The 16,394-nt window shown below is 61.8% G+C and carries 17 protein-coding genes; 2 read left to right on the forward strand and 15 right to left on the reverse strand.

Annotated features, from left to right (window positions below; genetic code table 11):
• Nucleotides 1-200 (forward strand): hypothetical protein (locus tag GGR45_RS19580; protein ID WP_221235839.1); only part of this gene is annotated, 200 nt, incomplete at its 5' end.
• 232 nt (nt 201-432) lie between these two features.
• Here GGR45_RS19580 and GGR45_RS19070 read toward each other — a convergent pair.
• From GGR45_RS19070 to GGR45_RS19140, 15 genes are all read right to left on the reverse strand, one after another.
• Nucleotides 433-1,257, reverse strand: a complete 825-nt coding sequence (locus tag GGR45_RS19070; RefSeq protein ID WP_175310838.1) for a hypothetical protein — start codon at nt 1,255-1,257, stop codon at nt 433-435.
• Between the two features lie 62 nt (nt 1,258-1,319).
• Complete coding sequence (locus GGR45_RS19075) at nt 1,320-2,546, reverse strand: purple acid phosphatase family protein (RefSeq protein WP_175310837.1); 1,227 nt, start codon at nt 2,544-2,546, stop codon at nt 1,320-1,322.
• 12 nt (nt 2,547-2,558) lie between these two features.
• On the reverse strand, nt 2,559-5,750 hold the full coding sequence (locus tag GGR45_RS19080; RefSeq protein WP_175310836.1) for a TonB-dependent receptor: 3,192 nt from the start codon (nt 5,748-5,750) through the stop codon (nt 2,559-2,561).
• Between the two features lie 96 nt (nt 5,751-5,846).
• A complete protein-coding gene (locus tag GGR45_RS19085; RefSeq protein ID WP_175310835.1) occupies nt 5,847-6,788 on the reverse strand; it encodes a FecR family protein in 942 nt (313 codons plus the stop codon).
• Nucleotides 6,785-7,327 (reverse strand): RNA polymerase sigma factor, encoded by a 543-nt coding sequence (locus GGR45_RS19090; RefSeq protein ID WP_175310834.1) that lies wholly within the window; start codon nt 7,325-7,327, stop codon nt 6,785-6,787. The genes GGR45_RS19085 and GGR45_RS19090 overlap by 4 nt, the downstream gene beginning before the upstream one ends.
• A gap of 546 nt (nt 7,328-7,873) precedes the next feature.
• Nucleotides 7,874-8,335, reverse strand: coding sequence for a holo-ACP synthase (locus GGR45_RS20075; protein ID WP_175310833.1), 462 nt, complete (start codon nt 8,333-8,335; stop codon nt 7,874-7,876).
• Nucleotides 8,336-8,341: 6 nt separating this feature from the next.
• On the reverse strand, nt 8,342-8,692 hold the full coding sequence (locus GGR45_RS19100) for a hypothetical protein (RefSeq protein WP_175310832.1): 351 nt from the start codon (nt 8,690-8,692) through the stop codon (nt 8,342-8,344).
• Complete coding sequence (locus GGR45_RS19105) at nt 8,689-9,693, reverse strand: nucleotide kinase domain-containing protein (RefSeq protein ID WP_175310831.1); 1,005 nt, start codon at nt 9,691-9,693, stop codon at nt 8,689-8,691. The genes GGR45_RS19100 and GGR45_RS19105 overlap by 4 nt, the downstream gene beginning before the upstream one ends.
• A 127-nt stretch (nt 9,694-9,820) precedes the next feature.
• On the reverse strand, nt 9,821-10,663 hold the full coding sequence (locus tag GGR45_RS19110) for a dCTP deaminase domain-containing protein (RefSeq protein WP_175310830.1): 843 nt from the start codon (nt 10,661-10,663) through the stop codon (nt 9,821-9,823).
• Nucleotides 10,663-11,253: a hypothetical protein gene (locus GGR45_RS19115; protein WP_175310829.1), complete on the reverse strand. Its 591-nt coding sequence runs from the start codon at nt 11,251-11,253 to the stop codon at nt 10,663-10,665. Before GGR45_RS19115 ends, GGR45_RS19110 begins: the two co-directional genes overlap by 1 nt.
• Nucleotides 11,254-11,264: 11 nt before the next feature.
• Nucleotides 11,265-12,074, reverse strand: a complete 810-nt coding sequence (locus GGR45_RS19120; RefSeq protein ID WP_175310828.1) for a thymidylate synthase family protein — start codon at nt 12,072-12,074, stop codon at nt 11,265-11,267.
• Nucleotides 12,075-12,083: 9 nt separating this feature from the next.
• The gene (locus tag GGR45_RS19125; RefSeq protein ID WP_175310827.1) at nt 12,084-12,719 is read right to left on the reverse strand and encodes a C1 family peptidase; all 636 of its coding nucleotides are present in this window, start codon (nt 12,717-12,719) and stop codon (nt 12,084-12,086) included.
• The gene (locus GGR45_RS19130) at nt 12,716-13,735 is read right to left on the reverse strand and encodes an ImmA/IrrE family metallo-endopeptidase (protein ID WP_217497886.1); all 1,020 of its coding nucleotides are present in this window, start codon (nt 13,733-13,735) and stop codon (nt 12,716-12,718) included. The genes GGR45_RS19125 and GGR45_RS19130 overlap by 4 nt, the downstream gene beginning before the upstream one ends.
• Nucleotides 13,728-14,084 carry a helix-turn-helix domain-containing protein gene (locus GGR45_RS19135; protein ID WP_175310825.1) on the reverse strand — a complete coding sequence of 119 codons (357 nt, stop codon included), beginning with the start codon at nt 14,082-14,084 and terminating at the stop codon, nt 13,728-13,730. Before GGR45_RS19135 ends, GGR45_RS19130 begins: the two co-directional genes overlap by 8 nt.
• 10 nt (nt 14,085-14,094) lie before the next feature.
• Complete coding sequence (locus GGR45_RS19140; protein WP_175310824.1) at nt 14,095-14,466, reverse strand: hypothetical protein; 372 nt, start codon at nt 14,464-14,466, stop codon at nt 14,095-14,097.
• Nucleotides 14,467-14,626: 160 nt separating this feature from the next.
• Here GGR45_RS19140 and GGR45_RS19145 point away from each other — a divergent pair, with 160 nt between their 5' ends.
• Nucleotides 14,627-16,027, forward strand: coding sequence for a ComEC/Rec2 family competence protein (locus GGR45_RS19145; RefSeq protein ID WP_175310823.1), 1,401 nt, complete (start codon nt 14,627-14,629; stop codon nt 16,025-16,027).
• Nucleotides 16,028-16,394: the final 367 nt, after the last annotated feature.

The following is a 16,394-nucleotide window of genomic DNA, read 5'->3' on the forward strand; positions in this document are numbered from 1 at the left end:
CGCTCGCCCATCATCGGCCCGTCTCCGCTTACTTGCCGAAGATTGAATCAAACCATCAGCGCGACTGCAAGCGAGCCTTTTTCAACACAATCGGGACAGAGCCGTCGTTCGCAGCATTCGTCTTGAGCGGTGGCTTTCCCCAACAGCGGTCATCCAGACGAAGCCAAGCGGCGTCGATCTATACCCAAGCTTCGCCGTGAGCAAAAAAGGCAGCTTTCGGTCTGCTGATAGAGCGACCCACCTCTCCGCCAGAGAACAGTGGCAGGGCTTGCCTGGCTCGCGCGCGTCGTGATCGACTTCCTACGAACCGCTGCTTTCGTGCGTCAGGTTTTCCATGCGGTGCGCCCATGATGAAAGCGGCGGGCACCCGAATCGTCCGGAATAATTGGTCGGTGTGATAGACAGCGGTGCGACATGGCGCACCGCCATCCGTCAGGGCGTCGCCAGCCGATAGAGGGCGATGCCCCCGTTGCCGCTTCCGGGCCGCTCATCTTCACGGCTCAGCACGTGGAGGAGCATGCCGTTCGGGGTAAACTGGAAGCACAGCCCCTCGATCTCGCGATCGCCCCCTGTATCGAGGCTGGCAACGGTCTGGACTGCTCCCGTAGCGATGTTGGCGCGCTGGATGGCCTTGCCGCGACCATCGGTCGCGAAATAGATCCAGCCATCGCGAACCTTGCCGCCCTGCGCCTGATCGACCGGGCGCGAGAGCGGGATGTATCGACGAAACGTGAAGTCGGCCCCATCATAGACCGCCAGTTCCCGCGCGTCGTGGTAGGCGATCCCATAAGCCTCGCCCTTGGCCGGGTCGACTGCGATCCAGCTTGCAATGTCATCGGTGCCATGCGGCGGTCGCAGCGGATAGGCGTGCCCCGTGTAACGGAGCGTATGCGCATCGTAGATGGCGACGACCGGATGGCTATAGGCCTTTCCCGTGGCAGGATCGACATGGCTCGAGTCCAGCGGCACGTAGAGCCGTCCGTCGGCATAATCAATATCGCCGATATGGTTGAGGCCGATCGGTGACAGCGCCGATGGCCGCCCCAGGCTGGGCGGTATCGCGTGACGACGACGCTTAAGCGTGTGGAAGCCCGCATCGGCGGTTTCCAGCGAGCGGGTGCCGGAAAAGATCCAATGGGTACCGTCGCTGGTCATCCCCTGGCCCCGGGTTTCGCTGGCGGTTGCGCCCGGAAAGAACAGTCGGTCGACGGCTGGCCATTCGGGCGGCGTGGGCGCCGCAAGCGCTGTACCGGCCATGATGATAGCCAGTGCGCCCACCCGAACGTATCGATGACCGCGACGAAGCGTTCGACCCGCGCTCATTTGCGCAACGCCGTCTCGTCGAGCAGGTGCCCGGCCGCCGTATAGGCGCGATAGACCATCTCCCGATCCGAGACGTCGATCACCTGGAAGGTCTGGGTGTTCGTCGCGCTTTTTTGAGGCCAGGCATGGATGCCGCCATCATACATCTTCGGCCCCGCCACCGCGACGACATAGGTCGCGCCCTTGCCGGGGCCAACCGGCCCGACGCTGCCCCGCGCATAGCCGTGGTCATGGCCCTGCAGCACCAGGTCGACCTTGTACTTGTCGATCAGCGGCTTCAGCGCGTCGCGCACCCGTTCATTGTCGCGCTGTGGCTCCAGCGAATAGAGCGGGAAGTGCAGCACCAGCACCGTCCAGCGATTGGGATTGTGCGCGAGCAACGGCTCCAGCCACTTGACGATCGCCGCCCGCGATTCCGGCACGCCGTGGAGTTGCGGTGCGTCGATCGAGATCAGGCGCAGCCCCTGATAGTCGGTGCTCCAGCACGTATCGACCAGCCGTTGCAAGTCGGCCGGGCCATTGGCGGGCAGGGTGAATTGCCGCTGCCATTGCGGGTTCAGGACCGGGCCGCGACCATATTCGTGATTGCCCGGCGTCGGCATCTGCGGGGTCTGGCCATAGGCATAGCCGCCCGCCGCGAACCATTCGCCCCATTCGGCATCGCTGTCATGCCGGTTGATGAGGTCGCCGCCATGCACGACGAAGGCGGCATCGCCCGCCATGCGCAGCCCCATGCGCAGGGTCCGCGATGCCTCCGACAGGATCTGGTTCTGCATGTCGCCGAGATACAGGAAGCGGAACGGCTGCGTGGTCGCGGCGGCGGTGCGGAATTGCAGCCATTCGGACCAATGCGTGCCGTCACCGACGCGATAGGCATAGACGGTGTCGGGCTTGAGCCCGGTCATCGTCAGGCTGTGATAGGCCGCGTGGAGCGCGGGCGTCTCGCGCACGGCGATCGTCGCGTCGTCGTCATGGGCGGGCAGGCGGGTGGCGGTCTTGACGAAATCCGGGCCGTCGCCCGCCTCCGCCAGTTCGACGATACCCGGCAGCCCCGGTGCCGAGCGCCAGGTCACGGCCATCGCATGCGCCGGATCGGCGGCGAGGTTCAGTACGATGCGCTCGGGCACGACGGTCGGCGGGGCGAGCGGCTCGGGCGCATCCTGCGCGGCGATCGGTGCGGCGAGCAGCAGCGCGCCCGTCAGGAGTGTGGATCGAAGGATCATGGGATAGGGTCCTCAGAAGACGGCGTTGACGCCAAAGGAGATGCTGCGGCCGTTCTTGGTATAGGCGCGGCTGGAGCCGATGCCGGGGCCGAAGGTCTCCCAATAGGTGTAATTGTCGAGCAGGTTCTGCACCTGAACCGACAAGGCGACGTCTCCCACCACCTTGTAGCGTGCGGTCAGGTCGACGAACGAATAGCCATGGTCGTAGGGATCGTTGCCGAAATCCTGGATGCCGCCCAGGAACTTGGACTGATGGGTCCAGGAGGCGTAGATTTCGGTGCCCTTGTGATTCCAGAACAGCTGGATATTGGCGATCCGCTCGGGCGTTTCGACCAGCGGCAGCTTGTAGCCCGCCGGGTGCCAGCTGATCCCGGTTTCGGCCTGGGATTTCTGCAGCGTCAGGTTGATGTTGAAGCCGAGGTCGGCAAGCGCTCCCGGCAGCCAGTGCATCATCTGCTGGGCGCTGAATTCCGCGCCATATACCCGCGCCTGGCGACCGTTTTTGGGCATGGCGATGGACACGCCCTCCGGCGCCACCAGCTCGCCCAGCGTTCCGTTGCGCACGTTGCTGGACGAAGAGCGGAACAGGAAGTTGCGAATGTCCTTGTAGAACAAGGCGATGCTATAGGCCCCGACCTTGCCCGCATAATGTTCCAGCGACAGGTCGAAGTTGACGGCGCGCATCGGCTTCAGATCGGGATTGCCCTGGCGGATCGACATCAGCACCCATTGCGACATCGGATTTTCCACGCCGTCGCCATCGGGGTCGGTGTCATAGCCATATTCGCGCGACGAACTCATCCGGGCGATGTCGGGGCGGGAGAAGCTCGTCCATACAGCGGCGCGCGCCAGCGTGCGTGACGACAGATCGTAATTGAGGTGGATCGACGGCAATATGTTGATGAAGCTGCTGCGGTCGGTCGTGTAACGATCGCCGTGCATCTGATCGAGCGCGAAGGCGTCGATATGGTTGGCCGTCTGCTCGATGCGGACGCCGCCGATCACCTGTGCCTGGCCCCAATGCGCGGTGGCCATGACATATCCGGCGATCACCCGCTCGTCGAACCGGAAACTGTCCTCGCCGGACAGGACCGCCGCGTTTGGCGAGACGGCCAGGCCGCTGAAGATCGTGCTTTCGCCCCGCTCGGCACGTTGCAGCTCGGCGAGCATCTTGCGGTTGTCGATCACCATGCCGAGGCGATGATCCCCGGTATAGGCGCCACCGAACATCGTCGTCACCGGCTTTCCGAAGAAGCCGGCAAAGTCCGCCATCGTCCCCTTGGCGCTGAGGTCGAGGAAGGTGCCGCTATAGACATTGCGCCGCGACCGGAAAACCTTCGCGCCGACCTTCACCGAATCCAGCCACGCCGAACCGGGGGTCCAGAGGAGGTTCATCTGCGATTGCCACAGGCTTTCGCCACTGCCGCCGATCTCGCCCGACAGGCCGTTGAAAGGGAATTGCGAAGGGTCCTGCACCGCGGCCAGTCCAGCCTGGTTCAACACCCATTTGGGAAAGCGGGGATCCTGCATGCTGCTGACCGCGAGGCCGGTGTTGCCGAGCCAGCCATATTTGTCGCCGCGAAACTGCAGATCGTAACTGTCGTCCAGATTGTCCTCCGAACGCGAGAAGGACACGTCATAGTCCAGCTTGACCGCATCGAAGTCGCTGACCCCGCCGGCGTTGATGGAGGCCAGCGTCCCCGTGTTGTGCGCTCCGCTCCAATAACGGCGAAGGCGGAAGCCCTGCGGGTCCCATTGGCCCGAATCGCCATAAAGCGAATAGAGCGACTTGGTCTTGCGGTCGGCATCGGTGATCAGGCCGTCCTTGTCCTGATCGACGATCTGGTCCGTCGTATAGCTGTAGACGCGGCCCTTCTTGCCCGCGAACCCGACGACGGAGCGGTCGGGCTGGGCAAGGTCCATGCTGTTCGGATCGCGCTGGACGAGCCGCGTGGAGTTCTTCCCCGTGTCGTTGCGGAAGTTCAGCTCGTTGTCGAACTGCGTATTGCTGTAGCGGTTGTACTGACCGCGCAGGTGGAACTGATGGTTGGCGGGGCGCCAGTCGATGCTGCCGTTCAGGCCCCAGCGCTTCACATCGGTCTCGCCCATCGTCAGGCTCATGCCGCGCATCACGAAGTCGGCGGGGTCCCATCCCAGCGTCTCGCTGTCCGCATACCATCGGCGTGGCTGGTTATCGCCGTCGCCGCCGTTGGATTCATATTGTGAACGGCGGCGGCTCCAGCTTCCGGTCAGGAAGACGCCGAGATCGTCGGTGACGCGCCGTCCGATCGACGCGGCGATCTGCCCCGATGGTCGATGATCGAACTTGTCCAGCCAGCCGAACTGGCCATTGACGAGATAGTAGTGCGCCTTGCGGTCGAAGGCTGTCGGGGTACGGATGTCGATCCCGCCACCCAGCGCATCGCCGTCGCGGTCCGGCGTCAGCGACTTGTATACCGTGATGGAATCGATCCCATCGGGGGGCAGTACGCTCAGCCGGACACCCCGAAAGAACCGGTCGTCGCGCGAACCCGCGCCGCCCATCCGGACACCATTGATCGCATAGGTGTTGAGTTCGGTCGACAGGCCGCGAATGGTGATGCGGTCGCCTTCGCCGGTGGTCGGGTTGCGCACCGCGTTGACGCCCGGCATCCGCGCCATCGACTCGGCGACATTGTTGACCGGCAGTTCGCCCATGTCGTCCGCGCTGATCGAGTCCGAGACCACGTGCGTACGGCGCTTCATGTCGGTCGATTTGCGGAAGGCGGCGGCATAGCCGGTGACGACGATATCGTCGTGGCTCGTGGAGGCATCCGGTTGCGCAGCGACCGGCGATGTCTTCGCCGGCTTGCGCACAGGGGTGCGCAGCGGGCCGGGGACGGACGCACGATGCCGCAGGACGATGGTCCCGCCGACGATGCTCGCCTCGACATCGGTGCCCTTCGTCATTTGCGCCAGCGCAGTGGCCGCGCTCACCCGGCCATTGACCGCATGGCTTTGACGCCCCCTCAACATGTCCGGCCGTGCGGCGAGCTGAAGCCCGGTCGCACGCGCGAATTCCTTGAGCGCATCGCCAAGATCCTTGGTGCGGATATGAATGTCATACACCTTGGCGCGCGCGTCGGGCGCCTGTCCCTGTGCGGCCGTGGCGCAGGCAAGCGCAATCATCGCTGGCCCCAGGGCCAGCGTCTTCTTCATCGTCATCTTAACTCCCCCGCAGGCCGATCATCGGCCTTCGCGGGTAAGACGGCGGACGTGCGATCAACCCGACAAAAAAATGTTATGGCAATTCGATGACAATTAGCGCTGATCTTGCGAAGCGATGACCCGATAGCCCATCGCATCCTCCCGCCACGCCAATCCCATGCCCAGCGCCAGCGCATCGAGCGCGCGTCGCGGCTGCCGCAGGTCGAAGCGCCCACTGGTGCGCCAGGTGTCGATGCCGGGCGTGGCAAGCCGGATCGGCTTGGCCGAGAAGCGGTTGAGATGCGCCACGACCTCCGCCAGCGGCACGTCGTCGACCTCTAGCCATCCGCCGACCCAATCCGGTGCGTTAGCCGCTATCGGTTGCTGCCGTGTCAGTCCCGAGCGGGTGGACAGCGCCCCTTCACCAGCGCGGACCACCCATTGCGTGCCTTCGATCCGACCGAAGGACACGGCCCCGCGGTACACGCGCAGCGCGATGCCGCCGTTCGCAATACGGTCGACATCGAAGGCAGTGCCCAGCACGCGCGCCTCGGTGTCGCCGGCCGCGACCTCGAACGGTCGATAGCGCTCATGCGCGACGTCGAAGAACGCCTGGCCGCGGACCAGTTCGGCATGGCGGCTCCACGGCGTTATCCTCACGTCCAACTCGCTGTCGCCCGCCAGGACCACATGCGATCCGTCGGCGAGTGTCACCGTGCGCGGAAGACCGGCGCTGACCGCAAGATGTTGATGGCGGAACGCCGGCATCAGCCAGAGCGTCGCCGTCACACAGGCGACCATGGCGCTCGCCAGCGCGATGCTTCGCCCCCATGTAGAACCGGCGCGCATATCGTTGGCGGCCTGTACCGCCATCGTCTCCACAAGGTCACGCGATGTCGACAGGCTCTGGAGCGCCCCATAGCGCTCGGCATGATGCGGATCAGCGTCGATCCAGGCGTCGAACAGCGCGAGCGACCGGGCGTCCTGCACCGGCCGCGCCATCCGCTCGACCCAGGCGGCAGCCTCCAGATCCACAGCGTCGCGTGCTGCTTTCATGCGCTCAGATCCTCGAGGCTCAGTCCGTTGCGGTCGAGCGCGGCGCGAAGGTCGACCAGAGCCCGAGCTATATGCTTTTCCACGGCGGCGGGCGACAGCGAAAGCTCGGCGGCGATGGTCGCGCAACTCTCGCCGTTCAGCCGCCGGCGGACGATCACCTCCCGGCGCAGCGGCGGCATCCGCCGCAGCGCGCGGGACAGGATATCCATGATCTGCCGCGACGCCACCATCCGCTCGGCGGATGGCATGGTGCAGACGATGTCATCGTCTTCGGGCATGGCGGTGGTGCGTGACCTTCGCCGTGCGCCATCCACCAGCAGATTGTCGGCGATCCGGAAGGCCAGGGCATAGATGCTGCCGATCTGCTGGCGGCGCCGTACGTCGATCAGGCGCAGCACTACGTCCTGCGCCACATCGCCGGCGGCCTCGCGATCGGATGTGCGATGGCGAAGATAACGTACCACGGCGTCATGGACCGCTTCCCAGTTGACCGGATCGGCGGCCACCTCATGCGCATCAATGGTCAATTGCGACGCCATGTCTGGCTCGCCCCCCCCGGCCCGGTTCTTCCGGGAACGGACATAGAGGGCGGAATTTACAGGTTCGCGACAGCGCGTCCCCCCCAAGGCGAAGGGATTTTTTCTCGAGACTTTCCTGTCAAAAGGAGTCCAGCGCTTTCGGGCCGGACTGATTGCGCCGCCCCCCGGATCAGAGCGGCGGCCACTCAGATCATCAGGAAATTCCGGTTCCGAGGCAATTTGGCGATACAGGTGCCTCCTTATGATTGCCGTTCAGGCGCTGACGGCGTGACGCCGAAGTCATCGTGGTTCATATCGCTCGGCACTGAAGCGTCCCAAGGGCCGCCCACCTTTGGGACATTTCTGCCGTTCACTGGCGACGCGGCGAACGGCAGGTCTTATCAAAAACCGACGATCAGCATTTGCACCCCTGATATCGTGGTCGACTGAGATTGGGCCGTCAGCAGACTGGCAGCTCTCGGACGGGGTCATTCGAGAGCGGACATTAGTCTGACAGTGCGGCGATGGTGCTTCCGCATAGCGCCGGCCAAGGACATCTGAAAACAGCTAGTATGATGACAAGGACTTTACGACGGTCTCGGATATCGTGCTCCAAGTAATAGTTTGACTGAGGTTGGAGCTTCGATCTGACATGAGCGCGACCGCTACCGCCCATCCGCGGTCCAGACTCAGCCAAGTCTGGCATTCGATAATTATCTCAGCTGGCAGAAGCGCGCGGACATAATCACAAGCGCGCCCCTGAAGACGTACGAGTGTAACGGTTTCCGCTGGACCCGTTTCGAAATCCAGCCAGTGCACCCCATCTCCAAATCCGGTGCTCAAAGCTTTCGCGCTGGCCTCCTTCGCCGCAAACCCTCGACCGGCTGAAATTGCCAGGTCTGGTGATCTTGCCAACTCAGCCTGCTCCGCCTCGGTGAAGAGCTCCTCCAGCCAAGGCTTCCCAAGGCGGTCTACGGATCGCCGAATTGGCGCGATCCTGCAAAGGTCTAGGCCGACACCAAGAAGCAACCGGCGCTACCAGAGAGCTCGGATGGCGATCGTCAGGACAGCGAAGACGACAATCCAGCACACGATCGTCGCGGCTGCACCCCTCACGCGCAACCCAAGAAAATCGATATGTGCCTGGGGGTCGAGCGCGCGGGCGCAGCAAACCAATGTCAATGCTGCCGTGATAGCAAACGGCATGCCGAATAACGCTGGGGCATGATCAACCAGGGCCTGCGGGCTTTGCGATCCGCCTAATACACAGAGGGACTTCCAGCCCAATGCGATGGACGCGATGAGGCTTACGACCGCCACACCTGTGTAGACTGCCTTCGGCGAACGCAGCGTCTTCGCCATTTTCTCTCGCAGCCCTTCGCTCATCTCATGAGCCCCATCAAATCCCCGATCGGCCGTTGCTCGACCCTAACGGCGAGCGTCGGTACCTCGAGATTCCATTTGGGCGGGAAGGTTGGCTGCGGCATCGGCCCCAGGCTCTTGCGATAGACCTGTTTGATGCGCGTCCGGCCCGAGAGGCCTTTAACATCGGGATGCACGACACGCGCATACTTGGATATTTCGCAAAAGAGGTTCTGACAGTCGATTGGCTGCAGCTTCCTCCCGAACAGATTCTGAAACTTGATATCGGCCTTAGCGAACGCGCGATCCTGCTGCTCGCAGACCCAGAAGATTACCTCCTCTGCCGAATGCTTTTTCGTGTCTACGAAGCACTTAGCGATCCCATCGAGCGCTCCCGGCCCGGCGATGACGAAATCACCTTCATCATGGTCGAGCATCTCAGAATAGTTGAGATCGATGGCATATTGGAACGCGAGAAATGGGCCCAGCCCTGGGTAGGCGAGCAAAAGCTCATAGATTGCCCGAAGGTTCGGCGCCTGGCGCACCCGCTCCGGCAATCTATCCTCGATCATCTTCTCCAGTAGGGCGAGATGGTTGGCGTGTTTGCGCGCGTGCCCGAGCTTTGGTGCCGGCATAATGTACGCTGGCGAGTAGAGCTTGAGCCCAGCGGCCATCGCGCGATCGAGCGTATGCTCAATCTCGTTCAGATCAATTCCTTGCCATGTCAGGGGGCCTAGAACGCCTTCTAGCAGTTCCCAGGTCTCGATCCGGTTGAAAAGCTTGAAGAGCAGGGTTCGGAAGAAGATTTCGCGCGGCGTGCACGGACGATCCTCACGATATTGGACTTCCCGAATCAGGTACTGGCTGACCCGGTCGCTCGCGCGGTATGCATTCGTGAACCTATGTGCTGCGAGAACCGGATCGTTGGTCCAAGGGCCGACCGGATCGGCAAGGCGCCGAAAATAGAGTGCCTGACGCTCAGCAGCGAATCGCCAGTAGGTGTCAAAAACGAGCGTTGTTTCCATGTCATTCCGTGCGCGACTGCGGCTTAGCCGGGCGCATGCATGGCACGCCGTCCGGCCCACCAATACCGATTGTGAGTCCTCCGACTGCGTAGAACAGATCGGAGCAGCCGGAAACGGAGATGTGCGATTATTGGCCCGGAGGAGCGGCAGATGGAGTTTTTGGTGTCGGGCTCGGCGACGGCGTTAGCGCTGGCGCTAGAGTGACAGCCGGCGATGGCGATGCAGCCGGTGACGGAGTAGCGGTCGGCGATGGCGATGGAACCGCGCTCGATACCGCCGCAGTCGGGGCAGCCGCTGGCCGCGAGAGAGAACACTCCTTCAAGCCAAACGTGATCATCGCGCCAATAACGAGCGCGCTGGCCCACTTCATGACCGCCTGCTCGCGCTCAACAGTGGTAACACGGTCGCTCAATTTCTTGTCGTTCTCGTCGATCTTCGACTTTAGCCCGGCGAAGGACTCAACGCCGGTGGCCAGAGGTCCGAGGAGGTCGGATGGGATTACCTCGAATCCCATCTTCTTCTGAAGGACGCTGGGCCGGTCGAGACTGGCGTACCAGATCAGGAAACACTCCTCCCCTCGCGAGAGATGGACCGCTCCCGGACCAGCATTGAACACCGAGAAAAGCAGTTTCCCCTCATAGTGGGGATCAACATGGAAGCCCGAGACGTTCACCAGTCCCCGAAACTTGTAGGTTGCACGGATCGATATGAAAGCGATCGCATGCTGCGGCACGCGGATTCGTTCCTCGGTGAGGATGAAACCAAACTGACCAGCCGGAATCGTGAAGCTCTCGCCTTCGCCCAGCGGTCTCTTCGGCTTGTTGCGAGGGTCGTTCGGCTCACCGGTCGGTGACACATACACCTCCCCACCGACACGAAGCCTATAGGCAGCGCGGTCGATCCGCGTCACATGATAGTCGTCGATCAGGTCCCCGAGCTCGTCCTTCAGCCGTTCGCCGCCCCAGAACACTAGGCTTCCCCTCCTACGCCTGCGCGCGTGAAGCTGTCGAAAATTGACCGCGCTTCCACTGCTCGGATGCGTTCACGATAAGCGGCAGCGAGGTCTATGTCGCGCGCCGCCGCCTCCGCCAGCACTGCGGAAACGAGGCTGAGATTGCATTGGTGCATCCCGCTACGAAACTGCAGATCCTCGAGATGATCCCAAGCTTCGCACAGCTTCGCCAGTTGCCCGCTATGTTTGCAATACTGCCGCATGATCCAGAGCGGATCGTCGTCGCGACCAAGTGTTCCGGCCAGCGCGTTTCCGAGCTCAAGCAGCGAACGGTCCGGATTCGAAGCCGTGAGATCACGACCCAAATGCTGATTAAGCGTGTTAGCGACAGCAAGGCAGATGATGAAGGCATCCGTCAACGTTCGCTGGAAACGCGCTTCATCGCCATCATCGACGGCTGTGAGGAAATACGCGGTGTATTTCGCGTTATGCAGCGCCATGTGCTTCATGCGCTGAGCTAGAGGAAGGATCACAATATCCTTGTGATAAGCCTCGTCGTGCTTGAGCTGAGCCCACTGAAGGGTCAGCAAGTGATCAGATACGCTCATCGTCGTCCTCGTTAGGCCGCCAAGGCCGATTTGTCGTAGATCACACGGCAGCGGTCTATCAAAGCTTTCGCTTCTGCTTTAGTCCAATGGCCACCAGACCCTTCACCAGACCCGGTATCGAGGCGAGCGAAGGTCGAGTTGACGGTCAAGGGGCCGACCTTCAAGCCGGCCTCATGGGCCAGGAAGAACTGCAGCCGCCCCAGTCCGACAAGATTCCCGAGAAGCCGACGCACATAATAATGTGACCGATAAGTGGCATTGAACCGAACCTGCCCATCGTGAACCTTAATGCTGAGATGGCTGAGGCATGGCCCTCCATAGAGCCTTCCACGATCAGTTGCCGGATCGTAGATCTGAATCTCGTCTTCCATGGGGCTACCCGGCCCAAGCTCAAACGATGCGCGGTACTTTCCGTGCTTTTTGATCTTGATCAGCATGTATTGGAGTGGATTGAAGATTTTCCCCTTCGCATCGCGCTGGCGCAGGATCCGATAAGCATAAGAGCCCCAGTTGCCGTCGCTTCGGGCTTTTTGGATTGCTTTCAGCTTCTCCGGGAAAGGTCCAAACAGGCCAGCCTTTCCTGCCCTCTGATACTCGTCAAAGGGAAAGATCGTCTCGGCTACGGTGTGAATTCCGAAAGCACCGTGTGACTTGAGGAACGCGTCGACCTCATCATGCACCCGACGGTCCTCTATCGAAAAAACTGTCGGTTGCGCGATATGGAGGATTACGTCGAAATCTTCGGACTTCTTCAGGCCATTCAAGTGCTCTGCAGCGGCGAGCCAGACTGCGGGAGAAGTTTCACCTTTGATCAGTTCCATGGGGCTTTCCTAGATCAAGCTGGCGGTCTCGTGGAGTTGGCGGTCAACGTAGGACCGTGAAAGCCATGCATAGCCATCAAGCCCCCAGCCGGGGCCCCAACTGTTGCGAATAAGTACGGCTTCCTGACCGGCCGGATCGAGGCCATGGCCGACGGCCAAAACCGCATGCCCGCCACGCTCCGTGTCGGGCGTTACATCGGGAATAATCCCCAGTGCGTCGGGCCGAAAGAATGCGTCAGTGATCACCAGCCCGAGGATCACCGGCACCTTCTTGCCGAGGGTTGCTGTCAGATCGGCAAATGCCGGCTTGCCAGGAACCATCGTCGTCTTGAACAGCGGATTGGAGAAGGCCGGCGGCGCCCAAGGAAGCACCTGGGTCGGCGAGTAAGGCCACGCTGGCTCGACCGGTTGCCCCTCCAGCGCGAGCGCCTGGGCCGTTGCTGCCATAGTCGTGCCAGCATCAGGATTCTGGCCCGGAGTCCGCGCTACCGCATGGAAGAACAGGTACTCCACCGACAGATGCTCGCCGGTGTTCGCGCCATGCTCGTGAGCTGCGGAGCTTGCAAATGCGAGACACGACTGCCTGCGCCCCTGCTGACGAACGGGCAACAACACGGAACGCAAGTCGATTGACGCGGTGATCAAGACTGCCCCCCGAACCGGCGGCGGGCAGCGCGCGACATTCCGCCCGCCTCTGGACCTTCCAGCGCGAGCTCAATCGAAAAGGTGGTGTCGTCCGGCAAAGCCCCGGCCCAAGGCTGAGACTCGTGCATCGTGACGTCGCCAATCCCGCTCTCAGGTGGCCTAACGATCACGGTTCGACGCGACGACGCGCCATAATGCAGTGGTTCACGGGAGAAGTCTGATTGATCGGAGAGAACAGAATACCCTGCCTCGCGAAGGGCTTCGGTCTGCCACTGATGGCCACTGCCTGCAGCCTCGTCGAGTTCGATGCGTAGCAGGTCATCGGGGTTGCCAATCAATCGCGCGCCGTTGTCCCGTTCCGTCAGCCGCCAGACATCGGACCAGCTGCTTCCCGGCCGATGCTCCTCCCCAAGGCGATGCTTGAGCTTGGCCACCTGGGCATTCCGCAGACGGGTGACGTCGGCATAGTTAAGGATCTGGTGGCTCAATAGCCCCCAACAGGCGGCCTCATAGCTTGTGCCCATACGCAGGGCGAGTTGATAGACGACATCGGGATCACGCAGGTGCGAAGCAACCGTCCAACCTTGAGCGCGAATGTGGTGCCGGTACAACCACCTCGGCAGCATCATTTCAGCGGCAAACGCGTCCGCCGCCACCTCTTGAAGATCGCGTCCATCGTCTTCGGGCTGCGGCGCTCGCTCTAGGATCACCCGATCAACGCTGCCGGCATGCTCCAAAACGACGTGGCCCAGCTCATGGGCGGCCGTGAAACGCTGGATATGCAATCCGCGGCGGGTCGTTACCATGATGCCGCGCAAGGGGGCAGGCAGACATAGCCCCAAAGCGGAGTTCAGCGGCTTAAATACCAACGGAATGCCGAGATCTCGGATCACTTCGAAGATATCGACAAGGCCGCCGGCCTCGGTCACGCGCTCCTTGAGATCAAGTTCGCGATGAACTCGCTTGGCCGCCGCGACAGCATCGAGGCGGACCGCCGCTGCCGCCGACCTAGCCACGATCTTCTCCTCGAGGGCCGCGCATCTGGAGGAATTCCGCGAAGCGAAGCAGTTCCGCGCGGTCGTCCGACGATAACTCGGTCGCTGCGCGCGCCAACGCCTGAACACTCTCCGGAAGCGGTGGTGTCTCGGCAGAGCCGGTTAGGGCCTCGATAGATTGGCCGTAAACCTGGGCAAACCGCCCCAACTCGACCGCATCTACCTTTCGACGGCCATTCTCGACCAATGAGAGTGCCGATCGCGAAATACCTATCGCGTCAGCAGCTTCCTCCTGCTTTAGCTCCAGATATTCGCGGGCCTGGCGCAACCGCTCTCCGATTGCTCGCCACTTGTCGGATTCATCACTCATTGCAGACCCTTCACGCCGGTTCTAATGCTTTGACCGGCTTTGCTTTTTTCACTTTGATATCGCCGATAAAGACCCGCTCGAGTTTTGGCACGAGATCGGCAATCATTTCGTCGCAGCTAGCATAGCCCCCAGGCTGGATAATTTCAGGCGGCAACTCGATGTCGAGCACCTTCTTGGTGATAACAGTAGCATCCACGACCCGCTTGGAATCGATTGCCGGACAGGTTCCCATGATGGAGCCTCCGCTGCCCGAGGGCGCGGCCGCGGCAATCGAGCCATCGATCGCTTCCGTTTCTTCCTCGAACCATGCTTCCAGCTCAGACACGAGTTCCTTCGTCTTCGAGGCGAAGATCGCTTTGAGCTCTTCCTTGGTGGCCGCCATGATTACCTCATGTTCGAATTTCAAACATAAGATGACGTCTCTGCGCGAAATGTCAACGTCGAAATATGAGCGTCCTCGCTGCATAGGAGTTGCGGTGCAGTATCGCTTCTACGACAGTGCGAGCGCCAAGCTGTGGAGTGCCTGAGGGGGGGGGTCACCAATGCGCTTTTCGACTATTCCGGCGCTGGCACGCAGGAGCCATGCAAGCCTCAAGGCCGGCTATCAGCTGTTCATGCATGTCCGGCGGCAGATGGCCGCGGGCCAGGGCGGTTTCCATGTCGGCGCGCTTAGCCGCGGGTCCTGCGCGCCCGGCGCCATGGGTTGCTTCACCGGCGCCGATTTCCTTTATGTCTATGATTGCGGGTCAGATCCCAAAAGGCACGTCCATCGAGAGATCAATACCTTGCTCGCCGCCCGGCCCGAGCGCCAGCTCGACCTGCTGGTGCTGTCGCATTTCGACCGTGACCATATCTGCGGAACGCCCGAACTCGTGCGCAAGCGGGACGGCTTCAGCGTCGACACGATCATGCTACCGTTCGTCGAGATGGACGAACGGATCGTGGCGCTCGCCCAGGCGGCCGCGGAGCAGGAAGACAGCGGCGGGTATATCGACCACTTCTTCATCGACATGGTGTTCGAGCCCGTCGAAACGCTCGCCAGGTTCGGTCCGCGCCGGATCATCCTCGTTCGCGGCGATAGCGACGATACGCCGATGGACGGTGGCGGCTCGCCCGATTTCGATCCGGACGCCCCAGAGGTGCGCGTGAAAAGGCGCGATCATCGGCCGATAGACGGCGAGGATCCGATCAAGATGGCGCTGGTGGACGCCTATAACGATCCTCAGCGCCCAGCAGGTTACCAGTATCGCGCGACTTCAGGCACGGCCCAGGTATTCGAGGTCCGCAACCTCGCTTTAGCGCTGTCCAATACGGATCTGTCGGTCGAATGGAAGCTGCTCCCCTGGGTTCGCCGAGCCGCGCCCACCGATGTCGCGGCGTTCCGCGCCAAGGTAGAAGTGCTGTTTGGCTGGCCGAGCGGCAGTTTCGCGACGCAAGTGCTCAAGCCGGCGATCCGGCACCAAATGGCAGTGACCAAAAGAACCAAGATGGCCAAGGCCTATCGCGAAGCCTTTAGCGACAAGAATTTGACCTCCCTCTGCCTCTATTCGGGCCCGCGCTATCCCGACCGGATGCTGGCGACGGCGGCCGTCCCACGTTTGCCAAATCACTCGCTGACCAAGATCGGCTGGCTCGGCACGGGCGACGCGCACCTGAAGGATCCGACCGATATCGCCGCGTTTAAACACGGCTATGCGAAGGACCTCGCTTATGTTTCGACTTATCTCTTTCCGCATCATGGATCGATCAAGAACAGCGATCCCGGCGATCTAATCGTCGAGGCCGATATGTGGGTCGCAGCCGCAGATCCGATTCATGATTGGGAGCATCCGCATTGGCAGCTCCAGGGGGCTGTCGCCACGATGGGTAAAATCTTCCGCCATGTGCGCGCGTCGGTGCCGACCGCCGCCCAAGAAGTGTTCTTCGTGATTGGGAAGCCGTGAGCCGCTCGCCACCGTTGATCAGCCGCGGCTATCGCGCGGCCGGCGAAAGGTTGTGATCGATGGCGAGATAACGCGCAAATGTGAGGGGGCAGCCTGTTTGTCGGTCTAATCCAACTAATCCACCCGAGCGGACTTTAAATGAACCGGTTCGTGGAAGGCGTAAATACTCACGTTCAACATTTTCCCTCGGCGATGATCGCTGGACAATCCAGTCCGGAGCGTTGCTAACGGCAGCTTTCGGGATTTGAGAATTGGGCGCGGAACGTCCGAAATTAGGGTCAGGACTCGTTGATCAAAGCCAGAAGATGATGGTGGCAGCGAGGGCGACGGCGGAGAAGAAGGCGGTTGGGCACCGATCGTAGCGGGT

This window comes from Sphingomonas zeae (genome assembly GCF_014197135.1).
GTDB lineage: Bacteria > Pseudomonadota > Alphaproteobacteria > Sphingomonadales > Sphingomonadaceae > Sphingomonas > Sphingomonas zeae.